General features: G+C 72.3%; 16 protein-coding genes and 2 pseudogenes. 10 read left to right on the top strand and 8 right to left on the bottom strand.

The annotated features are described in order from the left end of the window. Positions 1–185: 185 nt before the first annotated feature. On the top strand, positions 186–788 hold the full coding sequence (locus tag ACF089_RS28345; protein ID WP_392032448.1) for a hypothetical protein: 603 nt from the start codon (positions 186–188) through the stop codon (positions 786–788). Continuing rightward, entirely contained in the window at positions 785–2,227 is a 1,443-nt protein-coding gene (locus ACF089_RS28340) for a VWA domain-containing protein (protein WP_392032348.1), read from the top strand. Before ACF089_RS28345 ends, ACF089_RS28340 begins: the two co-directional genes overlap by 4 nt. Positions 2,228–2,378: 151 nt before the next feature. On the opposite strand, the gene ACF089_RS28335 is transcribed toward ACF089_RS28340, so the two are convergent. From ACF089_RS28335 to ACF089_RS28310, 6 genes and pseudogenes are all read right to left on the bottom strand, one after another. Then, positions 2,379–3,611, bottom strand: a complete 1,233-nt coding sequence (locus tag ACF089_RS28335; protein WP_392032345.1) for a GNAT family N-acetyltransferase — start codon at positions 3,609–3,611, stop codon at positions 2,379–2,381. Positions 3,612–3,661: 50 nt separating this feature from the next. Further along, positions 3,662–4,786, bottom strand: coding sequence for a peptidase C39 family protein (locus ACF089_RS28330; protein ID WP_392032342.1), 1,125 nt, complete (start codon positions 4,784–4,786; stop codon positions 3,662–3,664). 83 nt (positions 4,787–4,869) lie between these two features. Then, positions 4,870–6,972, bottom strand: a complete 2,103-nt coding sequence (locus tag ACF089_RS28325; protein ID WP_392032339.1) for an iron ABC transporter permease — start codon at positions 6,970–6,972, stop codon at positions 4,870–4,872. Then, entirely contained in the window at positions 6,969–8,033 is a 1,065-nt protein-coding gene (locus tag ACF089_RS28320) for an iron-siderophore ABC transporter substrate-binding protein (protein ID WP_392032336.1), read from the bottom strand. Before ACF089_RS28320 ends, ACF089_RS28325 begins: the two co-directional genes overlap by 4 nt. Before the next feature lie 127 nt (positions 8,034–8,160). Next, positions 8,161–9,027 carry an ABC transporter ATP-binding protein gene (locus ACF089_RS28315; protein ID WP_392032333.1) on the bottom strand — a complete coding sequence of 289 codons (867 nt, stop codon included), beginning with the start codon at positions 9,025–9,027 and terminating at the stop codon, positions 8,161–8,163. Between the two features lie 118 nt (positions 9,028–9,145). Then, positions 9,146–10,019, bottom strand: a pseudogene (locus tag ACF089_RS28310) (helix-turn-helix domain-containing protein). Positions 10,020–10,602: 583 nt separating this feature from the next. Between ACF089_RS28310 and ACF089_RS28305 the strand changes: the two are divergent. Continuing rightward, positions 10,603–12,039 carry a beta-propeller fold lactonase family protein gene (locus ACF089_RS28305; protein ID WP_392032331.1) on the top strand — a complete coding sequence of 479 codons (1,437 nt, stop codon included), beginning with the start codon at positions 10,603–10,605 and terminating at the stop codon, positions 12,037–12,039. A gap of 219 nt (positions 12,040–12,258) precedes the next feature. On the opposite strand, the gene ACF089_RS28300 is transcribed toward ACF089_RS28305, so the two are convergent. After that, the gene (locus ACF089_RS28300; RefSeq protein ID WP_392032328.1) at positions 12,259–13,731 is read right to left on the bottom strand and encodes an MFS transporter; all 1,473 of its coding nucleotides are present in this window, start codon (positions 13,729–13,731) and stop codon (positions 12,259–12,261) included. Between the two features lie 162 nt (positions 13,732–13,893). Here ACF089_RS28300 and ACF089_RS28295 point away from each other — a divergent pair. Continuing rightward, positions 13,894–14,652: pseudogene (locus tag ACF089_RS28295) on the top strand (AraC family transcriptional regulator); the annotation flags it as partial. A 193-nt stretch (positions 14,653–14,845) separates the two neighbouring features. Here the strand turns inward: ACF089_RS28295 and ACF089_RS28290 are convergent. Beyond that, the gene (locus tag ACF089_RS28290; protein ID WP_392032325.1) at positions 14,846–17,617 is read right to left on the bottom strand and encodes a SpoIIE family protein phosphatase; all 2,772 of its coding nucleotides are present in this window, start codon (positions 17,615–17,617) and stop codon (positions 14,846–14,848) included. Positions 17,618–18,413: 796 nt separating this feature from the next. On the opposite strand from ACF089_RS28290, the gene ACF089_RS28285 reads away from it, so the two are divergent. From ACF089_RS28285 to ACF089_RS28260, 6 genes are read left to right on the top strand one after another with little or no spacing between them, the layout of a single operon-like run. Further along, positions 18,414–19,268, top strand: coding sequence for an STAS domain-containing protein (locus ACF089_RS28285; protein ID WP_392032322.1), 855 nt, complete (start codon positions 18,414–18,416; stop codon positions 19,266–19,268). After that, positions 19,265–19,633, top strand: coding sequence for an STAS domain-containing protein (locus ACF089_RS28280; protein WP_392032319.1), 369 nt, complete (start codon positions 19,265–19,267; stop codon positions 19,631–19,633). The genes ACF089_RS28285 and ACF089_RS28280 overlap by 4 nt, the downstream gene beginning before the upstream one ends. Beyond that, positions 19,630–20,067 carry an ATP-binding protein gene (locus ACF089_RS28275; protein WP_392032317.1) on the top strand — a complete coding sequence of 146 codons (438 nt, stop codon included), beginning with the start codon at positions 19,630–19,632 and terminating at the stop codon, positions 20,065–20,067. Before ACF089_RS28280 ends, ACF089_RS28275 begins: the two co-directional genes overlap by 4 nt. Then, a complete protein-coding gene (locus tag ACF089_RS28270) occupies positions 20,055–21,116 on the top strand; it encodes an ATP-binding protein (RefSeq protein WP_392032315.1) in 1,062 nt (353 codons plus the stop codon). Before ACF089_RS28275 ends, ACF089_RS28270 begins: the two co-directional genes overlap by 13 nt. Position 21,117: 1 nt before the next feature. Next, complete coding sequence (locus ACF089_RS28265; RefSeq protein WP_392032312.1) at positions 21,118–22,578, top strand: sensor histidine kinase; 1,461 nt, start codon at positions 21,118–21,120, stop codon at positions 22,576–22,578. Next, positions 22,575–24,182 (top strand): SpoIIE family protein phosphatase, encoded by a 1,608-nt coding sequence (locus ACF089_RS28260; protein ID WP_392032309.1) that lies wholly within the window; start codon positions 22,575–22,577, stop codon positions 24,180–24,182. Before ACF089_RS28265 ends, ACF089_RS28260 begins: the two co-directional genes overlap by 4 nt. Positions 24,183–24,279: the final 97 nt, after the last annotated feature.

Genomic DNA, 24,279 nt, shown 5'->3' with positions numbered 1-24,279 from the left:
GTCGCAGCCGATGGTGTCTCATAGCTGCTCGGTTATCGCTGCGACCAGCACGGTTGCGTCATAGCGGACGGCCAGCTCGTCATATCTCGTGGCGACCGAGCGGTGGCGCTCGGGCCGGTTGATCCCGCACTCGACCGCGTGACGCTGCCTGTAGTCGTCCCGGTCCGGCCGAACGCAGGGCCTGCCTGGATCTGCTCCTCACCGCGCGCGACCGGTCCCGGCGCCTGAGCGCGGCCCTGACCGTACGCGCCGACTTCTCCGGACGCCGCGCCGCGTACGGGCCGTTCGCCGAGGCCCTGCGGGACGCGGATCTGCGGGACGCGGAACTGCGAGACGCGGCTCTGCTGGGCCGCCCCTTGACGCCGCATCAGCTCAGACAGGCCGTGGTGCGTCCCGCCGCCGCCCAGCGAGTGATCGTCGAGCGGGCCCCGACGGCCCGAATCGTCGCCGTCGCCGACGCCGACGGCGAACCCGGCGGACTGCCGCTGATGGCGCACGCCCTGCGGGAGGTCCGGCCCAGACGGTCGGGCCGTCTGAAGCCCCGACGGTTCACGGTCCGCGCACGCTCCTCGGCGAGCACGGAACCCGATCGCCGCGACCGGGCCCGGCGGAAAGCGGCGGACCGGGGCGGTGGGCCGGGCGGTCCGGCGGGCGGGGGCGCACCGGACCGGCCTTCGCGACACCGTCCCGCCGGGCGGAGGCCGGGGTGTCTCTTCCGTCGCAGGCCAGGCGGGTTCCGGGAGGATTTTGCCGGATCCGCACACCGCTGGGCAGACTGGGGCCCATGACGACGACTTCCCTGGACAAGGGCGCGAACCTGCCCATTGACTCCGCTGTGGTGCACGCCGTGCTCTCCTGGGCCGACCACCCCGGCATACCGGCCGCGGACGCCTCGGCGCTCCTGCTCGGCGGCGACGGACGGGTCCGCGACGACGAGGACTTCGTCTTCTACAACCAGCCGGAGCACCCCCGCGGCGCGGTGCGCCACCTGGGGAAGCGGCAGGAGTCCGGCACGGTGTCCGACACCCTCGAAGTGGACCTCGGGCGGCTGGAGCACGGCGTCGAACGGGTGGTGCTGGCCGCGTCGGCGGACGGCGGGCCGTTCGGCCGGCTGTCCGGGCTGACGCTGCGGCTGCTGGACGCCGGGACGCGGAACGAGCTGGCGCGATTCGCGATGGAGGCGACGACCGAGACCGCTTTCATCGGCGGTGAACTGTATCTGCGGGGCGGGCGGTGGAAGTTCCGCGCGGTGGGGCAGGGGTACGCCTCCGGTCTCGCCGGACTCGCCACCGACTTCGGCATCAGCGTCGACGAAGAGCCCCAGCCCCCCGCCGCACCCCCCTCCGCTCCCGTGCCGCCCGCTCCCCCTGCTGCCGCACCCGTGCCGCCCGCGCCGGCGTCCCCGCCGCCCGCAGGTTCGCCCGCTCCGGCTCCCGCTCCCGGCGTTCCCGGCGTTCCCGGGCGGGGGCTGGTGAAGGGAGAGGAGCGGTTGCCCGTCGATATGCGCAAGCGTCTGTCGCTGCGCAAGGAACAGGTGGCCGTCAGCCTCCGCAAGCACCGCGCGGAAGGGGTGTCGGCCCGGGTCGTCCTGGTGCTCGACGCGTCCGGCTCCATGGCGGCCCTCTACACCGGGGGCACCGTGGCCGAGGTCGTGGAGCGCATGGCCGCCGTCGCCGCCGAGCTGGACGATGACGGCGATATGCAGGCGTGGACCTTCGCCTCGAATCCGGCCCGGCTGCCGGATCTGACGCTGGGAGAGCTGCCGGAGTGGCTGCGGCTCCATGTCCGCGTCGGGCAGATAAGTCTCTTCCGGAGGAGGTCGAGGAAGGGCCTGGAGCCCGGTCAGGTGGACATGCGCGAAGTCGGCATCCAGAACGAGGAGCAGAAGGTGATCGCCGAGGTCCGTGACTTCGTCCGGCGCAACCCGGTTCCCGTTCCCACCCTGGTGCTGTTCTTCTCCGACGGCGGCGTCCACCGCAACGCCGAGATCGAGCGGGAACTGCGGGAGGCGGCCGAGGAGCCGCTGTTCTGGCAGTTCGTCGGGCTGGGGCGGTCGGAGTACGGAATCCTGTCCCGGTTGGACACCATGCAGGGCCGCCGGGTCGACAACGTCGGCTTCTTCGCGGTCGACCGTATCGACGACGTGCCCGACACCGAGCTCTACGACCGGCTGCTGTCCGAGTTCCCTTCCTGGATCACCGCCGCCGGCCGGGCCGGCGTCCTGTGACGGCCCGCCCGGAAACACGGCCCCTTCCCACGGCCCACACCGGGCCGGTTCCGGCGGCGAGCGTCTCTGCGTCCTGCCGGCCTGTCTCGTCGCGCGTGCCGGATCCCCGCCGGACGAGCTGATCCGGTGGGTGGGCCCGCGCAGGCGGCGCTCAGAACCAGTGCAGGCAGTGTGGGGGGCGTTCGGTACGGAAAAGGGCGTCCGCCAGGGAGACGGCGCCCGGGTGGCGGGCCCGGACGTGTCCCGCGCGGACGAGCGTGCTGGGGGCGATGCCGCCCAGGTAGAGCGAGCTGAGGTCGCGTATGTCCAGGGACAGATCGGGTTGCCGGTCTGTGGGGACACAGGCCGCTCTGCCCTCGCGGACGGTCAGCAGATAGCGGCCGTGTTCCCCGAGGAACGGGTCGTCCACGTCGAGGACGAGGTCGCCGTCCGCGAACCAGCCGCGTGCTGTGAGGGCGCGAGGGACGTCGAGGAGACGCGCCCACAGCCAGTCGGCGTACTCGCCGACCTCGCCGGCCCGGAAGTCCGCGAGCTGCCAGCGCAGCGGGTGCTCGGGCGGGACGTGCCGGAACACGGCCTGTGAGACCAGGTCGTGCCCGAGGACGAACCGGGCCAGGGCCGTGAAGACCGTGTCATCGGTGGCGATGGTCTCGTCGACCGTCAAGGTGCCGCCCTCTCCGATCGAGTAGCAGGCGTACCCGTCCGCCACACCGTGGGCGTCCCGGTGGACCGCGATGTAGCGCGGCGCCGAGGAGACCGGCGCCTGCCCCGCTCCCAGCGCCCACCAGCGGTGCGGCCGGGACAGCGCGCCGGGCTGGGCGCGGCGGTACCGGTCGTACACCTCTTCGAGGATCCTGTCGCACGCGGAGCGCCGCATCACCTCGACCGTGCCGCTGTCCGCGTCGGACGCCGGTGCGTCGGCCGACGTACGCGACCGGGGCGCGGCGAGGGCGGCTCGGTGGCGCGGCACCGTCAGCCGGGTGGTGAAGGTCGCCGGTCCGTAGCCGAACCTGCCGTAGATCGGAGCCTCGGAAGCCAGCAGTACCGAGAGGAACTCGCCCCGGGCCCGCACCTCGGAGAGCTGCCGCCGCATCAACGCGCTGAGCACGCCGCGCCGCCGGTGCGAGGGCAGGACGCCGACCGCGCTCACCCCGGTGACGGGAACGACGTGCCGGCCGGGCAGGGTGAGTTCGAAGGAGTACGCGGCGGCGGTGCCGACGGGCCGGCCGTCCTCGGACAGGGCGAGCAGGCCGCGGTCCATCTCGAGCGCCGACCACCAGCGTCCGCCCTCCGCGACCGGGGCTTCGGGAAAGTGCCCGAACGCCGTGTGGATCGTGTCGACGAACAGCTCCAGGTCCTCGTCGGCCGTGGGTCGAATCTCCATCGCTGTCGCTTCCTTCCCGGAGCACCGGCACAGTGGATCATGGTGTTCGTTCATGAGCCGGGCGTCGCGTCCAACTCGTGCGGAGGACCGATGGTCACCGCACCGCGGAAGCTCTGCGGCGACAGGACCGACATCGTGTCGAGCGACGCGTCGGACACCGGCAGGAGATGGGCGTCGACCCAGGTGTCGCCCGTCGTCGCGTTGCTCCACGGATCCTCGATCACGACGGCGCCGGGTACGACGCCGTGACAGAGCACCCAGTGCGGCACGTCGAATCCCTGCATCCCGGCGAGCGAGAGCAGGAGCAGTACGTGCTCGCGCCGGCCGATCGCTTCCCGGACCGCGCTCAGGGAGAGACGGCTCGGGTCCATGGGGACACCGGTGCGCTCCGCGTCCTTCCTGGAGGCGCGCTGGAGCAGGGCACGCCACTCCCGATCGTTCTCCGGGTAGTGGTCGAGCAGCACCGGCTGGTCCGTGTCCAGGTGGACCCTGACCTGGGACGAGGGCCAGGCCCGGTGCACGGCGACGCCCAGCCCGACGGGCTCGCACGCGAGGAAGTTGGTGGCGTCGCGCCACAGCGTCAGCTCCGCCTGCCGGTCGAGTGCCTCCCACTCCAGCGCGCCCGCGTGCGCCCGGGCGACCAGAGCGGTGACGGCTCCGCAGGTGAAGTGCGTGGTCTGCCCGTAGTACAGAGGCGTGCTCGTGACGCCTTCGCGCAGCCAGCGGACGTATCCGGCAGCCGGTCCGGCCGCGCCCTCCGATTGCGTCAGCGGAGTCCTCAGCGCGGTGAATCCGGCGGCGGCGACGTCCTCGGCACGCGCCGTCCACCCCTCCCACTTGACCTGTGCGAGCCCTCGGCGGCCCGCGAGGGCGACGACCGCTTCCACGGCGGCCCGCACGTCGCCGACGGCGTCGACGATCTTCAGATAGGCCGTGTTCGGGCGGGCTGTCACGAGCGCCGCGGCGGTCCACTCCTCGCGGTCGTCTCCGGGAACGGCCACGAGACGGGGCGCGTGGGCGGAGCGGTCGACGGCACGCCAGCGCTCCCGCACCTCGTCGCCGACGAGGGGCGCGAGACCGGGCGGCGGGGCGTCCGGCTCGTAGGGGACGACGAGGCTTTCCACGGGGCGCTCGGGCTCGGTGGGCCGCTCGGGCGGTTCCTGGCGGGGCGGCATTCCGGTACTCCTGGCGGGTCGGCGGGGGCGAGGGACAGAGAGAGGAGGGGAGGGCCGTGCGGACCCGGTCCCCTGCCGTGGGGTCATGCGCGGGACTTCCGGAGCACCCATACGAAGTACGGTCCGCCGACGAGCGCGATCATGAGGCCCGCCGGCACTTGGGCGGGGGCGACGACGGTACGGCCGAGGGCGTCCGCCGCACACACCAGTACGCCGCCGAGGAGCATCGCGACCGGGATGGAACGGCTGTGCCGGGCGCCCACCAGGGATCGGGCGAGGTGCGGGGCGACGAGCCCCACGAAGCCGACGACGCCGACGGCGACCACGCTGAGCGCCGCGAGCACCGCGGCGATCGCCAGAGCGGCGAAGCGGGTGCGTTCCACCCTGACTCCGACGACGCGCGGGGTGTCCTCGTCGACGGCGAGCAGATCGAGCCGACCGCGCATGGACAGCAGAACGGGCAGGGCGAGCGCCAGGCCCACCGCGACCGGGACGACGTCGGGAAAGGTCCGGCCGTAGGTGGTGCCGGAGAGCCAGGTGAAGATACGGGGGGTGTTGTACGGGTCCGCGCGCAGCAGCAGGAAGGTGGTGACCGCGCTGAGGCCGTACCCCATGCCGATGCCGATCAGCACGAACCGGTCGGGCAGGAATCCACCGCGCCGGGCGAGCAGGGCGATCACCGCGAACGTGATCAGCCCGGCCGCGACCGCCGCCACGACGAGGACCGTCCGTCCACCGGACAGCCCCGAGGTCGCGACGCTCGCCGCGCCGAGACCGGCGCCCGCCGTGATGCCGAGCACTCCGGGCTCCGCCAGAGGATTGCGTACCGCGCTCTGCACGACGCAGCCGGCCAGTCCGAGTGCCGCACCGGCCAGGATCGCGGCGGCCACGCGCGGGACCCGGTCGTCGAGCGCCTGGCCCACCAGATCCGGAGCCGTGCCGTGGAGCCACAGGACGATGTCCCCGGTCCGCAGCCACAGGCTTCCCGCGAGGACGGCCGTGAGGGCCGCTCCGGCGAGCAGCGTCACCGCGCCGGAGGTGACGAGGAGGAACGCGCGGCGCGAGCGTGCGGCGACCTTCGCGCGCGGGGGCTGCCGGATCTGCCCGGTGTCACGCAGTCGCAGGGCGAGGATCACGATCACGGCGGAGCCGAGCAGCGCGGTCGGCACGCCGGTGGGGATGGCGGCGGCCCCGTCCGCCCCCTGGATCGCCCGCAGGGCCGCGTCCGCGAGCAGAATGAGCAGCGCGCCGAGCAGGCCGGCCGCGGGGATCAGGAACAGGTGCCGGCGCAACGCGTGGACGCGTCCCGCGATCAGCCGGGCGAGGACGGGGGCGCCGAGACCGACGAAGCCGATCGGACCCGCCAGGGTCACCGCCGTGCTGGTCAGCAGTACCGCGCAGATCACGGCGGTCACGCGGGTGGTCCGGATCGGCACGCCGAGGGTCGACGCGGCGTCGTCGCCCAGATGCATCACGTCCAGCCGTCGGGACAGTGCCAGAGCCAGGCACAGCGTCACGGCGACGAGAGGGGCGGCGCGTACCGACGCGTCGATGTTCAGCTGCGCCAGCGAGCCGCTCCCCCAGGCGAAGAGGCCGGTCGTGTTCTGGTCGAACAGGATGAGGAACGTCCCGGTCGCCGCGTCCAGGGCCATGGCCGTCGCCGATCCGGCGAGGACGAGGCGAGTGCCCGCGGTGCCCGCGGCGCGGCCCGAGAGCAGCAGCACGAGTGCCGCCGCGGCGAGGCCACCCGCGAAGGCGACGGCGCCCGACGCCCACAGCGGGACGGTCAGGCCGAGGGCGGCGACGAGCGCGAGGGTGAAGTAGGCCCCGGACGTGACCGCGAGGGTGTCGGGTGAGGCGAGCGGGTTGTGGGTGACGGACTGGAGCAGTGCGCCCGCGCAGCCGAGGGCGAAGCCGACGGCGATGCCCGCGAACAGCCGCGGCAGGCGCGAGCCGGTGAGGATCTCGCCGACGGGCGCGCCGTGGGCGCCGTCGCCCGTCCCGGCGAGATGGCCCACCAGATCGCCGACGCCGACGCCCGACGTCCCCTGTGTCAGATGCCACATGCCGGCGAGCACGGTCGCGGCGAGGAGGAGTGCCAGGACGGCTGCCCCGGCGGGGCCGCCGCCGAGCCCGGCGGGTGGCAGCGGCCCCGACTCGGGGGCCGCCGTGCGTACTGCGCTCACTTCTTGCCGAGTACGTCGACGTAGGCGTCGATCGCCTGCGCGCAGGAGCGGGGACCGCCGGCGCCCCAGACCCGGGCCGGGAACGCGTGGGCGCGGCCCTCCTTCACGGCGGGGAGCTTCTTCCAGATCGGGTTCTTGCCCAGCGCCACGACGTAGCCGCCGGCGCCGTCGTCGTTCGCGTAGAAGAGGTTGGCGTCGCCCACGGAGGTGAGCCCTTCGACGTCGGTCTGCGCCAGGCCGTAGGCGGCGTCCACGCCCCCGTCACCGTGCTTCTTGTTGACGTCGTTGGTCCACGCCGGGGTCATGCCGAGTTCCTTGCCGATCTCGGTGAACAGGGCGCCGTCCGCGTAGGGGCGTACGGTCAGGTTGCCTCCCTGGAGCCAGCCGTCGAAGAACAGGAAGTCCTTCGTCGGCAGGTTCGCGTCGGTGACCCGCTGCTTCGCCGTCGCGAGGTGCTGGTCGAACTCCTGGAGCACCTGGTCCGCCCGGTCCGTGCGCCCGGTCGCCTCGCCGATCATGCTGAACACCTTCCGCATGTTCCCGATCGGGTCCTTCGGGTCCGCTCCCCGGGTGGCCATCACGGGAACGCCCCTCTTCTCCAGCTTCTTGATCATCTCGTCCTGGGCGCCGAAGGCCTCGACGACGATGAGATCGGGCTTGGCCGCGTAGAGGGTGTCGAGATCGGGCTCCTCCCGGGTGCCGATGTCCGTCACGCCGGCAGGCAGCTTCTCCGCGCTGGTCCAGGTGCGGTATCCCTTGGCGTCGGAGACGGCGGTGGGGGTGACGCAGAGGGTCAGCGCGTCTTCGACCTGCTGCCATTCGAGGACGGCGATCCGCTCGGCGGGCTTGTCGAGCCGTATCTGGCGGCCGACGCCGTCCTTGAAGGAGACCGGCTTCGTCGAGGTGGTCGTGGTGTCCTGGGCGCAGTCCTTGGACGCGGGGGGCGCGTCGGCGCCGCCGCGGGCCGTCGCCTTGTCGACGTCGGTCGTTCCGCAGGCGGTTACGGCGAGCAGCGCGAGGCCGGTCGAGGCTGACAGCGCCAGGCGGCGGGCACGGTTCATGAGGATTCCTCTTTCGCGGGTGATGTGGGTGATGAGGGCGGCGCGGAGAAGGCGCGTCGGTGCTTCCGGGGGCGGCTCGTCGCGGGGAGACGGCCGGCGCCGCGCTCCGGGAGGCGCGCCACCGAGTTCAGGAGAGGTGACGTCCGAGCGGATCGATACGGAGCCGTCCCGTCCGGGGGTCGACTTCCACCTCGACGCGGATGTCGTAGACCTCGCCGATGTTCTCGGCGGTGAGGACGTCGGCCGGTGCGCCGGCCGCGTACACCCGGCCCGAGCGCATGAGGACGACGGCGTCCGCGATCCGGGAGGCCTGATCGAGGTCGTGCAGCACGATCCCGACCGCGATGCCGTGCTTCTCCACGAGGTCCCGGACCAGGTCGAGCGTCTCGAACTGGTAGCGCAGGTCGAGGTGGTTGGTCGGCTCGTCGAGCAGGACGACGCCGGTGTCCTGGGCCAGACAGGCCGCGAGCCAGACACGTTGCATCTCCCCGCCGGAGAGTTCTCCGACCTGCCGTCCGGCCATGTCCCGCACTCCGGTGACCCGCATGGCGCGGTCGACGGCGCTCCGGTCCCGGGCGCTCGGTCCGGCGAAGCCGCGCCGGTAGGGATGGCGCCCGAACGCGACGACCTCCGCGACCGTCAGTCCCTGGGGAACGGGCCTCGCCTGGGAGAACAGAGTGACCTCGCGCGCGAACTCCTGGGAGCTGAGCAGGGCCGCGTCACGCTCGGGCTCTCCCTCGGCGCCGCCGAGCGTCACCCGGCCGCCGTCCACCCGGTGCAGTCGGGACAGCGCGCGCAGCAGCGTGGACTTCCCACTGCCGTTCGGCCCCACCAGGGCGGTCGCCCGGCCGGGTTCCAGCGCGACCGAGACGCCGTGCACGACGGGTCTGCCGTCGTAGCGCAGCACCAGGTCGTGCCCGATGAGCGCGGCCGCCGGAGCCGCGGCGGGGTCGGCCGCGGGCTTCCCGGCGGACCGGAAGAGACTTGTGAACACGAAGATGTCCGGACGGTCGGAGGGCGGGGACTACGGCAACCTCTGTCCGATGTCACCGGGCAGGCCGCGCGCTCGCCCGTGCACGGCGGCGCCGCACGCGGAGAACAGCAACTAAGGGTTACCTAACCCGGTGAAGCTTATATTCCGCTTGCTGTGGCGACAATCCGGAGTTCTGGTCACGCGATACGGAATTCCGGACACCCCGGCGACCCGGCCGCCGCACCGGAGAACGCGCCCGGCGTGGTCCCCATGACCCGCCGGAAGGCGACGATGAAGGAGCTGGGCTGCGCGTAGCCGAGCACCTCGGACACCGTCGCCACGTCGATGCCCTCGGCGAGGAGCATCAGCGCCCGGTGCACCCGCAGCATCTGACGCCACTGGGCGAAGGGAAGGCCCGTCGCCTGGCGGAAGGCACGGGTGATCGTACGGTCGCTGGTTCCCAGCAGCCGCGCCCACTCCTCCAGCGAGCGGCCGTCGGAGGGATCACGCAGCAGGGCCTCGGCGATGGCGTCGATCCGCGGATCGCCGGGCAGCCGCAACGCGAACTGACGCTCCGAGGGCCGGATCACATCGAAGACCACGGACTCCGCCCGCGCCCTCGCCTCCACATCGAGGTCCGGAGCGGACAAATGGGTCAGCAGCGACTCCAGCAACGTCGTCATCGTGATCGCCATGGGCTGCGTGAACGCGAACGGTATGCGATCGGGAGCGAAGAAGGCGCTGAAGAACTCCGCACCCGCCGTCGACCAGCCCTCGTGGACCATTCCGGCGGGCATCCACAACCCGTACCCCTCGACCACGGTGTAGACACGGTCGCCCACGCGGGACGTCAGCGTTCCGCCCCGCGCCCAGACCAGCTCGTGCAGGGGATGCGCGTGGGCCGACCACTCCGTGGGAGCGGGAACGATCCGGGACGCGGCGAGGATGGCGGACCCCGACTCGGGGAGCGGCTCGACTCCCCGGACCACGGTGCCCGCCTCGCGCCGCCACATCCCGGGGGATGCTTGAACCATGACGAGAAGTCTATCGGTGTACCGATCCGGACCGATTCCAGAGCCTTCGCCCCCATTGTGTGCCACTCCGACGACTCCTTCCGGCCCGCCCCCGCCCGCCTGACCGCAGACCGCGTCCGGCCGCCTCGGAGATCCTCACCCCGCGCCGGACCCTCATGACACGCGGCGCGGCGCCGGGCAGCGGGGCCGAACCCTGCCCCGGGCCGCGGTCGGGCCCTCCATGTCGACCTCACATTGGAGAATCTCCAGCAGGAGCTGTCCCCCACATCCCGGCGACCTGTATCTCTCTGTACGAGACCGAGCCTGTGGCTGGCGATGCCCCGTGATTTCTGCCGTCGGGCTGTGCTGCCCCCCGCTGCTCCGGCACCTCCGCATCGAGTCGATTTCGCGTTCGACAGCGGGCGCACTCTCGGGCGCACGTGCGATTACCGGTAATTCATATGAGTGGATCTGTTGGGCGGCTGCTTGGGGTCGACTTCCGGCGGTAGATGTCGCCGGACGGTACGCCGTACCGTCCGGCCGCTCTTCCGGGGCCGACTTGCCGTACGAGAGGAATGTGCTGATGAGGTTCATGTCGCGGTGGGGGTTACGTCCGTTCCACAAGCGGCTGCTGGTGATGGCGCCCGCGGCCGGGCTGCTGGCGGGGGCGGTCGCGCTCGCGCCGCCGGTGCAGGCGGCCGGGCCGCAGAGCGTGCCCGCTGCGGCGAAGCCGCGGGCGGTCGCGGAACCGACCGTGGCGTATGTGACCAATCGGAGCGACAACCAGGTCGCGGTGGTCGACGCCGGGGCGACCAGGGTGCTGGCGCGCATTCCCGTCGGGCGCAATCCGATCGATCTGGCGGTCTCACCGGACCACAGGCTCGTCTATGTGGCCAACGACGGTGCCGACCGGTCCGTCTCGGTGATCGACACCGCCACCCGGTCCGTCGTGGCCACCGTTCCGGTCGGCCGCAGCCCCCAGTTCCCCGTCTTCTCCGCCGACGGCAGCCGGGCCTTCGTCAGCAACTACCTCGACAAGACCCTGTCGGTCATCGACACCGCCACGCACACCGTCACCGCCACCCACGCCATCGACACAGCCCCGACCGGCGCCGCGCTCTCCCCCGACGGCACCCGGCTCTACCTGTCCCAGTTCGGCAGCATCACCGTCTTCAACACCACCACGGACACCCTCGAACCGTCGATCCCGTCCCCCGGCGGCAACCGCGACATCACCTTCACCCCGGACGGGACCCGCGCCTACGTCTCCAACGCCACCGACAACCGCGTGAACATCCTCAACCCCGCCACCGGCGCCTTCACCGGCAGCGTCCCCACCGGCGGCAACCCCTTCGAGACGGTGTTCACCCCCGACGGGACCCGTGCCTACACCGCGCGCAACTCCGGCGCCGACGTGGCCGTCGTCGACACCGCCACCCGCACGGTCACCGGCTCCGTCTCCCTGCCCCCGCGCCCCAGCACCCTCGCGATCAGCGAGGACGGGCAGCGCCTCTACGCCACCGGCAACACCAGCGGCACCCTCTCCCTCATCGACACGACCACCAACACCGCCACCGCCCGGATCACCACCGGCCGCAGCCCCTCCGACGTCGTGCTGGTGACCCCGCCCACCCCGGCCTCCGCCGACCTCGCCCTCGCGCTGACCGCGCAGCCGGTACCCGGTCTGAGCGGGCGCGTCGACTACACCCTCACCGCCACCAACAACGGCCCCGACCCGGTCGCTTCCGCCACTCTCACCGCACAGCTGCCCGTCACCGGCACCACCAGCCCCGACTGCGCCGTGACCGGCCAGACCGCCGAATGCTCACTGACCGCGGTGGCCCCGGGCGACAGCGTGACGCGGAGCTTCAGGGTCCCCGTCGCCCTCCTCAGCCTCGGAACCCCCTACACCCTCACCGCCACCCGCACCGCCGGCACCCCGGCCGACCCGACGGCCGGCAACGACACCGCCAGCCGCACCTGCACCGCCACCACCCCCCTCCTCATCAACTGCGCCTGACCCGTCATACCCCCCGCACGCCGCCCGGTCCCGCCCGCGCCGCGGCATCTGCGGGACCGGGCTCACGGCCGGCAGTGAACACGGACCGGACCACGGCCCCGGCCGCGCGGCCGCCCGCACCCACGGGCCACGAGGTGCGGGAGCCGTCAGCCGAACCGGACGCCCCGCAGTCGTCCGGTGAGACAGGCACGTACCGACCGGGGCCGATCGAGGCGGTGGCTACGGACGTTGTGCGTGGTCGGCCGGAGCTTCCACGGCGTCGGGCGCGTCTTCCGGGCGGTGCTTCTTCCCGAGCAGGGCGCCTATGAGGACCGCGCCGAGCGTGAGAAGGGCGGCGGCGACGACGAGCGCGAGGGAGAACCCTTCCGTCGCGGCGTGCGGGGAGTCGCCCTGTGCCGCTGAGGCGTCGCTGCGGCGCGAAGCCAGAGCGACGAGCACCGCCACCCCGACGGCGCCGCCGACCTGTTGAACGGAGCTCAGGACGGCCGAGCCGACTCCGGCGTTCTCCTCGGTGGTGCCCGTGAGCGCGGCGACGGTCAGAGCGGGCAGACTCAGCCCGCATCCGAGGCTCGTGACGAGCATGCCGGGCAGCACTCCGGAGGCGTAGCCGTCGCCCGGCGCGACGTCGGACAGCAGCATCAGTCCGGCCGCGGTGATCAGGAACGCCGTGACGAGCGCCGGGCGCACCCCGAGCCTGGCCACCGCCCGGGAGGAGAGCCACATGCCCGCGAGGATGCCGGCGCCGAAGGGCAGGTAGGCGATGCCGGCCGTGAGCGGGCGGTAGCCCAGCACGGTCTGCAGATGCACCATCAACAGGAAGGCCATCGCGTACATGGCGGCGGAGAAGAGCAGGGTCGCCCCGTTGGCCACGGCGCGGATGCGGAAGGAGAGGAACGACAACGGCACCAGCGGCTCGGCGGTCCGCGTCTCGACCGCGACGAAGGCGACGGCCAGGACCACGGACAGAGTCAGGGTCCCGACGGCGGCCGGGTCGCTCCAGCCCGACTCCCCGGTCCGCAGCAGTCCGTAGACCAGGGCCACCAGGGCGCCGGTGCCCAGTACCGCACCGGGTACGTCGAGCCGCACCGCGCGCCCGGCCCGGCTCTCGGGGACCAGGCGTGGGAGCAGCACGACGGCCGCGAGGGCGACCGGCAGGTTGATCAGGAAGATCCAGCGCCAGGACGCCAGGCCGGTCAGCGCGCCGGAGATCACCAGGCCCATCGTGCCGCCGAGACCCGCGATGCCTCCCCAAACGCCGAACGCCTTGGCGCGCTCCTCGGTACCGGGGAACAGCAGCGCGATCAGTGCCAGCGCGGCCGGGCTGGCCATGGCCGCGCCCGCGCCCTGGACGAACCGTCCGGCCACGAGCTGCCAGGGCTCCTGCGCGAGCCCGCAGACCAGGCTCGCCGCACCGAACAGCGCCACACCGGTCAGGAAGACGCGCCTGCGGCCCAACAGGTCGGCCATGCGGCCGAACAGCAGCAACAGCCCGCCGAAGGCGAGGAAGTACGCGTTGACGACCCAGGTCAGTCCTGCGGTACTGAAGCCGAGATCCTCCCGCATGCTGGGAAGCGCCACGCTCACCACGTTGTCGTCCAGGATCAGCATGAACTGAACGAAGCACAGCACGACCAGGGCCGGTCCGCGGCGCCCAAGGGCGTTGTCCTTCCTCGTGGTTGGCGCCGACGTCATGACGGGCGTCCTGTCCTCGTGAACGGCCCCGGTGAACTGCGGTAGCGCCCATGGCGCGGTGGGTGATCGATCAACATACGAATGACGTTATGCACCGGCCGCGCTGACCGCGATGCGCTACGAGGCCATGTCATATCGCGTGGAGGACATAGGCTGGCGGTCATGACCAAGGCCGTCGTGGGAGCCGTGCCGCCAGGAGTGGGCGCGATCGTCCTCGGGAACTTCCCGTTGGCGTACGGGCAGTGGTTCATCCCGCACAGCCACCCACAACACCAGCTGGCCTGGGCGCGCCGCGGTGTGCTCGGCGTCGCCGTCGACGACGCCTACTGGGTCCTGCCGCCCACCCGGGCGCTGTGGCTGCCCGCCGGAGTGGTCCACCGGACCGGCGCAACCCGCGAGGCGGTCCTGTGCGGCCTCTACTTCGAACCAGACAGATGCGACCGGGACTGGGCAGAACCCACGCCGGTCGGCGTCGACGGCCTGCTGGCCCACCTCATCGCCTACCTCAGCCGCGACGACCTCCACGACGCCCACCGGCTACGGGCCGAGGCGGTCGTCCTGGATCTGCTGCGCCCCCTGCCGGCCACCCCCATCGACGTCCCGTACCCCACCGACGACCGCGTGCGCGCCGTGGCCGACGCCCTGCTCGCCGACCCCGCCGACTCCCGCAGCCTTGAGGCGCACGCCCGGGCCGTCGGGGTGAGCCGACGTACCCTGACCCGGCTGTTCGCCCACGACACCGGCATGCACTTCGACCGCTGGCGCACCCATGTGCGGTTGCGTGCCGCGCTTCCTCTGCTCGCCGAGGGGCAGCCCGTCTCCCGGGTCGCGCACACCGTGGGGTACGCGACGCCGAGCGCCTTCCTCGCGGCGTTCCGGCGAACCGTCGGGACTTCCCCGGGACGCTATCTCCATGGCGATGCCTCATTCGAGGCATCTGCCGCTACGAGCGCTGCCGGTGGCGACGCCCGTCACCGGCGGCAGGGCCATCAGGCCGCCCAGGCCGGGGAACAGGACGCCGCCTCCGGTGCGTGCCGCGGTTCGACGCCGTCGGCTCCGGCCGCGGATCTCGTTTCCATGGACGGCGACGGGTCGGCCCGTAGCGCGGGTGACGTCAGGGATTGAGGTCCCATTGGTCCAGGAGGGCGTCGGTGGGGTCGCCGCCGGATGCCGGGCCGGTGGGTTCAAGGGTCTGCTCGGTCCAGATGATCTTTCCGCGGGGGGTGTAGCGGGTGCCCCAACGGTCGGCCAGCTGGGCGACGAGGAACAGGCCGCGGCCGCCTTCGTCGGTGGTGGCGGCGCGGCGCAGGTGCGGCGCGGTGCTGCTGCCGTCGGACACTTCGCAGATCAGTGTGCCGTCGTGAATGAGGCGGACGTGGATGGGCTGGGTGGCGTAGCGCACGGCGTTGGTGACGAGTTCGCTGAGAATCAGCTCGGTGGTGAAGGCGAGGTCGGTCAGGCCCCAGGCGGCGAGTCGCTGTGCGCACTGGGCGCGGACGACGGCGACGGCGGCCGGGTCCGAGGGCACGGCCCAGGTGCTGCTCCGGTCGGGGGCGAGGCGGCGGGTGCGGGCGATCAGGAGGGCGATGTCGTCGCGGGGCTGTTCGGGCAGAAGCGCGGTCAGGATCGATTCGCAGGTCTCGTCGGGTGTTCGGTCAGGGTGTCCGCGCAGGGCGTCGGTGAGGAGGCTGAGTCCGGTGTCGATGTCGCGGTCGCGGTCTTCGATGAGTCCGTCGGTGTAGAGGATGAGCCGGGAGCCTTCGGGCACGGTGAACTCGGTGGTCTCGACGGGCAGGCCGCTGTTGGCACCCAGGGGAGGCGAGACGGGGCTGGGCGGAATGTGCACGGTGCCGTCGGGGTGGGCGACCACGAGCGGGGGGTGCCCGGCCCGGGCCATGGCGCAGTGTCCGGTCGTGGAGTCGTAGACGGCGTAGAGGCAGGTCGCGCCGGTGATGTCGGGTTCCGCTCCGGCCGGGCCGGTGGCGGGCGTCTGTTCCTGGTCCATGCGGGCGACGAGTTCGTCGAGGTGGGTGAGGAGTTCGTCGAGCGGCAGGTCGAGCGCCGAGAAGTTGTGGACCGCGGTACGCAGCCGTCCCATGGTGGCCGCCGCGTGCAGGCCGTGGCCGACGACGTCCCCGACGACGAGCGCCACGCGGGCGCCGGGGAGCGGGATGATGTCGAACCAGTCGCCGCCGACGCCGGCCTTGGCGGGAAGGTAGCGGTAGGCGGTCTCCAGGACGTCCTGGGCGGGGAGGTAGCGCGGCATGAGGCTGCGCTGGAGCGCGACGGCGGTGGTGTGCTCACGGGTGTAGCGGCGGGCGTTGTCGAGACAGACCGCGGCGCGGGCCACCACTTCGCCGGCCAGGGCCAAGTCCTCGGCGTCGAACGGCTCGGGTCTGTTCGAACGCCAGAAGCTGGCGACGCCGAGGATCACGCCGCGGGCCGTGAGCGGTGCGGTGATCAGCGAGTGGATGCCGAAGGCGACGATGGAGCGGGCCCGGTCCGGGTCCTGCGCATGCCAGTCGGGAGCGTCGGACAGCCGGGGTTCGAGCAGGGGGCGTCCCAGTTCGAGACCTCGCGCCTGGGGGGTGGAGGCGACAAAACGGATCACGTCGCCCTCCGGGTACAGCGGCGCCGCGGCGTCCAGTCCGACGACGGCCACCCGCCGCAGTTCCCGTTCCGTGCCCTGTACTTCGTCGCCGCGGAGCACGGGCTCGACCAGGTCGACGGTGGCGTAGTCGGCGAAATCCGGCACCACTGTCCGGGCCAGTTCGCGGGCGGTGCGCGGGACTTCCAGGGTGGTGCCGATGTCGAGGCCGGCGTCGTAGAGCACTTTCAGGCGCCGGCGTGTGGCCTCGGCGGCGGTGGACAGAGCCAGGAGTTCGGTGGTGTCCCGGAGGGTGATGACGGTCCCTCCGAAGGCGCCCGTGGGCCGCTGGTTGACGGCGAGGATCCGGCTGCCCGCGCGGTGCACCCCGTCGGTGACCTCGCGCTTGGACATGAGAAGGTCCGCGGTGGCGGTGGGCAGGCCGAGGCCCGCGACCGGGCGGCCCTGGGCGTCGGGCGGCAGGGCGAGGAGTCGGTTCGCCTCGTCGTTGGCCAGGAGCAGGCGTCCCTGGTCGTCCAGGATCACCACGCCTTCGCGTACCGCGTGCAGCACGGTGTCGTGATGTTCGTACAGCCGTGTGATCTCGGTCGGCCCCAGGCCGTGGGTCTGGCGCAGTAGCCGGCGGCTGAGCAGGGCGGCTCCGGCCGCGATCAGCGCGAGCGCCCCGGCGCCGGCGGCGAGGATGGCGGGCAGCTTCCCGGCGGCGGCGGAGTGGATCCGGTCGATCGTCACACCGGCGCCGACCGCGCCGACCACGGTGCCGTCCGTCAGGCGGATGGGAGCGTAGGCGCGGATCTGCGGTCCGAGTGTGCCCTCGCGCTCCTCCACCACGGTCTTCCCCGCCAGCAGGGGGGCCATATCGGTGGTGGTGCGCTTGCCGATCCGGTCCGCGCGGGGGTGGGTCAGACGGATGCCGGCCCGGTTCAACACCACCACGAAGTCGACGCCGGAGCCTTTTCGTGCCTCCTCGGCACGCGGCTGGAGCACCCTGGTGGGGTCGGGAAGGTCCAGTGCCGCCGCTGTGCCGGGCGCGTTCGCGAAGCCCTGGACCACCGCCAGCGACGTACTGCCCCCGTCTCTAGTGCTCTCCTGGCGAGCCGTCACCAGAACCAGTACCACCGCGCCGGCCGTGAGCAGCAGCACGACGACCAGTTGCAACACGAACATCTGCCCGACGACGCTGCGCACGTCCAGCAGCGAACGCCTGCGCGGTCCACCGGTGGCGGCCTGTGCGGCTGCTTCGACCGCCGGCCCGGCCGCCGCGTCACGGCCCGCCATGCGAGCCGCCTCCCAGCCGGTCTGCCCACGCCGTCACCGTACCGCCCTCCTGATGGAGTCCATCGGCGCCCTTTCCGGCGCGGCCCGCCGGCCGGACGAAGCCGATCAGGACGGCTCCGTGTGCCACGCGGCGACCGGGCCCGCCGCGCACCTCGCCGAAAGCCGACGATCGATCCACCCCGGTCACAACACGCTCCCCCAGCGGCAGACGGCGCGAACGCGTGACACGCCGCACCCCGCACAATCGCGCGGGGCTTCCCCCCGCCGGCCGTACTCGGGCAGGCGCGGGCGCTCATCGAATGGCCGGGTCACCGGGAGCGGTCGCCGCGTCGGCGGAACGCGATGAGCGGCGGGAGCGCGCGCTCCCGTGCCCCTCGTCGCCCGGGCAGTCGCAGGGCAGGACGGGACCGGTCCGGGCCGGTCGCGCAGTGAGGGCGGCGGGTCGGTCACGCGATGAGCGCGGCGGGTCGAGCCAGCAGGCGCCCACCCGCGCCGCATCAACCGCAGGCCGTGCTCGCGGCGGCGGGTCCGGGCCCTCGACCACTCCGAAGGCCGCGGGCTCGGCGGGGCGTCGTACGTGCGACGAGTGCCGCGTCCATGCACGGCGCATGCGTGATGACCATCACAGGAATGCGCGGCCGGATCAGCGGGGTAGTCGGGTGAGGCAGCCCGCATGGATGAGCGAACTGTCGCCGACGTGCAGCCGGCGACCGGGAAGGCACCTCGCCCGCTCGGCATGTCGTACGCTGCGCAGCAGAATCGCACAATCGCACAAATTGACTCCCAAGGAGCGGCCGTGGTCGCAAAGCAAGACATCTCGGCCAGGCTGGTGGCCCTGCTCTCCGCCGGTGAGGAGGAACGGGCCGCCCTGTGGGTCACCCATGTCTCCCAGGGACTCTCCGGCCGGATCAGCAAGGCCGAGCTCGACCGGGAACTGCACGAGCTGTACGCGGCCCTGGTGGAAGCGCTGCGCGCCGGGGCTCAGCACGCCCACAGCGAGGAACTGTCGGAGCTGCGGGCCCTGCTGACGGAGCTGTCGCGCAACCGCGCCCGGCAGGGATTCACCCCCAGCGAGACCGCCCTGAGCGTCTTCGCGCTCAAGCAGGTCCTGGAGCCGGTCCTGGCGAGCGGGACCGCGGCGGACGTCCAGGCCTATCTGAGGCTGAGCCGGCTCCTGGACGATCTGGGGCTCTTCACGATCGAGACGTACACCCGCGCACGCGAGGAGATCATCGCCACGCAGGCCGATCAACTCCTGGAGCTGTCCACTCCGGTGGTCAAGCTGTGGGACGGGGTGATCGCCGTGCCCCTGGTCGGCACCCTCGACTCGGCCCGTACCCAGGTGGTGATGGAGAAGCTGCTCCAGGCCCTGGTGGACACCGGCTCCGAGCAGGCGATCATCGACATCACCGGTGTTCCGGCGGTCGACACCCAGGTGGCGCAGCATCTGCTGAAGACCATCGTGGCGGCCCGTCTGATGGGCGCCGAGTGCACGGTCTCCGGGATACGCCCGCAGATAGCCCAGACCATCGTGGCGCTGGGCATCGAGTTCGGCGACATCGTGACCAAGGCGAGCCTGGCCGACGCCCTTCAGCTCGCGCTGAAGAAGTCCGGCGTCGAGATGGTCGCCCGCAAGGACGCCCCGCGATGACGGAACGCGTGCCCATCCTGCGGATCGGTGACGTTCTGCTGGTCTCCATCCAGGTCGACCTGGAGGACCAGACCGTCATGAATCTCCAGGAGGATCTGGCCGAACAGATCGTCGCCCGCTCCGCCCGGGGGGTGGTCATCGACATCACGGCGGTGGAGATCGTCGACTCGTTCGTCGGCCGGATGCTGGCGACCACCGCCGCCATCTCGCGCATGCTGGACGCCGAGACGGTGGTGGTGGGGATGCGCCCGGCTGTGGCGATCACCCTGGTCGAACTCGGTCTGTCACTCGGGGGTGTACGGACCGCTCTCGACCTGGAGAAGGGGCTCGCCCTCCTGAGGCGGAGCAGCGCGGGCCGGACATGAGCGGTCTGGGCACGAGCAGCCGCTGGGCTCCCGAGAGCGAGCCGCAGACGATGCCGATCGCGGCGAACGACGATGTGGTGCGGGTACGGCGGCTGGCCCGGGAGCTGGCGCAGCAGTGCAGGCTCTCCCTGGTCGATCAGACGAAGTTCGTCACCGCAGCCAGTGAACTGGCCCGCAACACGCTGGTGTACGGGGGAGGCGGAGTGGTACGGGTCGGTACGGTGCGGGGTGCGGGCCGGCTCGGGGCCTGGGCGGTCTTCGAGGACTCCGGACCGGGGATCCCCGATGTCGACCTCGCCCTGACCGACGGCTGGACCTCGGGCGGCGGTCTGGGGCTGGGGTTGAGCGGCGCCCGCCGGCTGGTGGACGAGTTCCTGCTCGACACCGCGGTGGGGCGGGGCACGACCGTGACACTGGTCAAGTGGGCGCGGTGACCGGGCCCGCTCCGGTGGAGTGCGAGGACATCGCCTGGTTCCGGGACGATCCGGTGCTCCCCGCCTCGGCCCGCGGCGCCGCCGCCGCGCTCGCGCGCCGTGTCGGGCTCGACTCCCACCGTGTCTCCGAGGTCGCGCTCGCGGTCACCGAAGCGGCGACGAATCTGCAGCGCCATGCTGTCGACGGGTCGCTCGCCCTGCGTGTCCTGCGCACGGACAGCAGTGCGGCGGTGGAGTTCGTCACCGTGGACGCCGGGCCGGGTATGGCCGATGTGGGCGCCGCGCTCTCCGACGGGGTCTCCACGGCGGGAACGCTCGGCATCGGGCTGGGCGCGGTGGCCCGGCTCGCGGATGTCTTCGACATCCACTCCTCGCCCGGCAAAGGCACCGTGATGGCCGCCCAGTTCTGGCCCCGCAACCGCCGTGACGCCCGGACCTCCGTCCCCCCGGACGCCGTGGCCGCGGGCCTCACCCGCCCCATCAGCGGTGAGACGGTCTGCGGTGACGCCTGGGCGGTACGGATCGATGACGGCCGCGACGGCTCCGGGCGGGCGATGCTCGCGATGCTCTGCGACGGTCTCGGACACGGGCCGCTCGCCGCACGGGCCGGCGAGGCCGCGACGGGCGCCTTCCGCCGTTCCACGTCGGGCGACCCCGAGGCGATCATGCGCGAGGTCCACACCGCGCTGCGCGGCACCCGCGGCGGCGCGGTCGCCGTCGCGCGGCTGGAGCCCGACCGCGGGCGTGTCCTGCTCTGCGGCGTCGGCAACGTCAGCGGTTTCGTCGTCGGCCTCGGTGTCCGCAAGAGCCTGGTGTCCGCACCGGGGATCGTCGGCCACCACATGCGTACGCTCCGGACCTTCGAGCAGCCGATGGTCCCCGGGGGCGCGCTGGTCCTCCACTCGGACGGACTGACGGAACGCTGGACCCTGGACTCCATGCCCGGCCTCCTGGGGCACGGTCCCACGGTGATCGCGGGTCAGTTGCTCAGGGAGGCGGCCGTACGACGCGACGACGCGGGAGTCGTCGTCGTCAAGGGAGCATGGTGACGTGACGCCCCACGATCCGAGGCATCTGCTGACGGTGCCCGTCACCTCCGCTCAGGACGTCTTCTCGCTGAGACGCAGCGGTCAACAAGCGGCGGAATCGCTGCGCATGGAACGCCAGGACCAGGTGCGGCTGGCCACCGCGCTCAGCGAACTGGGCCGGGACAGGCTCGGCGCCACCGGACTGACCGCCACCTTCGAGCTGCACGGGGAGGGCGAACCGGTCCTGGCGGTGATCTTCCAGTGGGAGTCGGGCGCCGATCCCGCTCCGGAGGCGCTGGAGCTGGCGACCCGGCTGGTGCACCGGGTCCGTCACACGGCCGGCGCGTCCCGCAGCCGGCTCGTCCTGGAGCAGCCGGTTCCGGCGGGCGTCGTCTCGTCCGATCGCCGGAGGGATCTTCGTGAGGCCCTCCGGCGCACGGCCCCGGCCACCATGGCCGAGGATCTGCGCGCGCAGACCCGCGACCTGATCGCCACACTGGAGGAGACCCGCGCGCAGCGCGAGGAGCTCCGCCGGCTCAACGAGGAGCTGGAGGAGACCAACCGGGGTGTCATGGCGCTCTACACAGAACTGTCGCAGGAGCTGGAGACCACCAACAGCGGTGTGGTGGCCCTCCACACCGAACTGGAGGACAAGTCGCGCCGGCTGCGTGAGGCGAGCGCGGCCAAGACGCGGTTCTGGACACATGTCAGCCATGAGCTGCGCACTCCGGTCAACTCCGTCGTCGGACTCGCCCGGCTGGTGCTGGAACCCGGATCGAACAGACTCGACGAGGAGCAGCATCGACAGGTGTCGATGATCGCGGCCTCGGGGCAGACTCTGCTGTCCCTCGTGAACGACCTGCTGGACGTCGCCAAGGCGGAGTCCGGGCAGCTGGAGGTCCGGCTGGACGCGGTCGATCTCCACGCGCTGATCGGTCAGCTCGGCGGTGCGCTGACCGGCACGCCGCGAGCGAGCCATGTCGTGATGAAGATGCCCGATCTGCACGGCTTTCCCCTCGTGGTCACGGACGAGGTGCTGCTGACGAGGATTCTGCGCAATCTGCTCTCCAACTCGCTGAAGTTCACCGAGAAGGGCGAGGTGGGTCTGACGGTCGGCGTCGTCGAGGAGCCGAACGGCCCCTGGCTCGCCCTGACCGTCACCGACACCGGCATCGGCATCCCCGAGGCGGAACAGCAACGGGTGTTCGAGGAGTTCTACCAGGTGCCGGGCCGGCATCAGCGTGGTCGCCCCGGCACCGGACTGGGTCTGCCCTACGCCCGGACCCTGGCCGAACTGCTCGGCGGTTCGCTGGTGCTGACCAGCGCGGAGGGGCAGGGCACCCGGGTCGAGCTCCGCCTGCCGCACACGACCGCGGGCCCGGGCCCGGAGCCCTGCCGCACGACCGTGCTCGCGGCGGAGCGGCCGGCCCCCGGCGCACCCGCCGCCCGCCTGGACGACGACGGGCGGGAGAGCGGCCCATGAATCCGTTCGCGCGACAGGACGGCGCGCCCGCCGTCATTCTCATCGTCGATGACGACGCGACGAACCGTTACGTACTGAGCAGCTGGCTCCGGCGCGCCGGGCACACGGTCCTCGAAGCACCGGACGGGACCGCCGGGCTGGAGCTGTTGGAGCTGGCCGGTACGCCCACGGTGGAAGCGGCGATCGTCGACATCAATCTGCCGGACATGAGCGGCTTCCAGGTCTGCCGGGCCATCAAGACGACTCCCCGCACCGCGGATGTACCGGTGATCCATGTGTCGGCCGTCGCCCTGGGCGCCGACGATCACGCCCGGGGGCTCCAAGGCGGCGCGGACGCCTATCTGAACCAGCCCATCGACCGCGACGAGATGCTGGCCACGGTCACCGCGACGCTCCGGTACACCCGGGCGCGGCGACGGGCGGAGCTTCTGGCCCTGCGGCTGCGGACACTGAACCGGACCGCCCTGGACGTGTACCGGGCGGTGGGGTTCCACTCCTTCGCCGTCGCCGCGACCGGCGGCGCGGCGGCCCTGATGTCCTGCCCGGCCACCGCCGTCTTCCTCACCCCGGAGGGCCAAGTGGTGCACAGCACGGTGCCGGGCCCCTCGGAGACTCCCAAGCTCTCGCCCGCCCGTCTCGATGTGCTGAACCGGCTGTCCGTCCAGGCGCTCGACGGGGGGACCGGCGCCGAAATCGCGCAGGTTCCCCGGGCGCTGTGGCAGGCCTTGATGCCGTCCGACCCGCTGCGGGGGGACGTCTCGCTGATCCTCGCGCGCACCAAGAGGAGCCGGCCCCCTCTCTGCATCGCGGTCCCGGCCGAAGCACTGCACGGCACGGAGGACCGGGAACTCCTCCAGCAGCTCGCCGTCGCCTCGGCGCTGGCCCTGGAGTCGCTGCGCAGCTACGCCGAGGAACACTCCCTCGCCCTCGCGCTGCAGAAGACCTTCCTGCCCGACCGGCTCCCCTCGGTCCCGGGAATCGAGCTGGCCTTCCGCTACGTCCCCGCCAGCGCCCACGCGGAGATCGGCGGCGATTTCTACGAAGCCCTGGAGACCGCCGACGGGCTCCTCCTGGCCATCGGTGACGTGGTCGGTCACTCGCTGGCGGCCGCCGCGGTGATGGGCGAGATCCGGCACGCGCTGCGCGCCTATGCCCTGGAGGGCCATCCCCCGCATCACCTCCAGGACCGTCTGGATACGCTCCTGGCGCATTCGCGGCCGGGGATCACGGCCACGCTCTGCCTCATCCTCATCGAGCCCGGCGGCCGGCGCGTCCATCTCTCCAACGCCGGTCATATCCCCCCGCTGCTCGTGGAGCCGGACGGGCGGACCCGCTTCCTCGAAGAGCACGGCCCGCTGCTGGGGCTGGGCCTGGCCCACCCCGCGCCCACCGTCCACGACACGACGCCCGGGACCCGTCTGATCATGGTGACCGACGGACTGGTGGAGGAACGCGGCCGGGACCTCGACGAGAGTCTCCAGGACTTCGTCGCGGCGGTGTCGTCCGGCCCGGCCGATCTGGAGGCGATGAGCGACATGCTGCTGCGGGCCTTCGGGACGGAGAAGGACGACGACATCGCACTCCTCGCCGTACGACTGGACTGACCCGGCGTGTCCCGTCCCCGACGGCGGACCGGGCACAGTGGGCGGCCCCGGTCCACGCCTCCTCCGGCGGCGCGTCCTCCCCCGGCCCCCGGACGGA

It is taken from the genome of Streptomyces sp. NPDC014894, assembly GCF_043080985.1.
Lineage (GTDB): Bacteria > Actinomycetota > Actinomycetes > Streptomycetales > Streptomycetaceae > Streptomyces.
This window is presented reverse-complemented; position numbering and strand designations above follow the sequence as displayed.

What these genes read in the sequence shown, in the direction of transcription:
- ACF089_RS28340 (WP_392032348.1), top strand. Translation starts at nt 785, where the DNA reads ATGACGACGACTTCCCTGGACAAGGGCGCGAACCTGCCCATTGACTCC.
- ACF089_RS28335 (WP_392032345.1), bottom strand. Translation starts at nt 3,611, where the DNA reads ATGGAGATTCGACCCACGGCCGACGAGGACCTGGAGCTGTTCGTCGAC.
- ACF089_RS28330 (WP_392032342.1), bottom strand. Translation starts at nt 4,786, where the DNA reads ATGCCGCCCCGCCAGGAACCGCCCGAGCGGCCCACCGAGCCCGAGCGC.
- ACF089_RS28320 (WP_392032336.1), bottom strand. Translation starts at nt 8,033, where the DNA reads ATGAACCGTGCCCGCCGCCTGGCGCTGTCAGCCTCGACCGGCCTCGCG.
- ACF089_RS28305 (WP_392032331.1), top strand. Translation starts at nt 10,603, where the DNA reads ATGAGGTTCATGTCGCGGTGGGGGTTACGTCCGTTCCACAAGCGGCTG.
- ACF089_RS28300 (WP_392032328.1), bottom strand. Translation starts at nt 13,731, where the DNA reads ATGACGTCGGCGCCAACCACGAGGAAGGACAACGCCCTTGGGCGCCGC.
- ACF089_RS28290 (WP_392032325.1), bottom strand. Translation starts at nt 17,617, where the DNA reads ATGGCGGGCCGTGACGCGGCGGCCGGGCCGGCGGTCGAAGCAGCCGCA.
- ACF089_RS28280 (WP_392032319.1), top strand. Translation starts at nt 19,265, where the DNA reads ATGACGGAACGCGTGCCCATCCTGCGGATCGGTGACGTTCTGCTGGTC.
- ACF089_RS28275 (WP_392032317.1), top strand. Translation starts at nt 19,630, where the DNA reads ATGAGCGGTCTGGGCACGAGCAGCCGCTGGGCTCCCGAGAGCGAGCCG.
- ACF089_RS28260 (WP_392032309.1), top strand. Translation starts at nt 22,575, where the DNA reads ATGAATCCGTTCGCGCGACAGGACGGCGCGCCCGCCGTCATTCTCATC.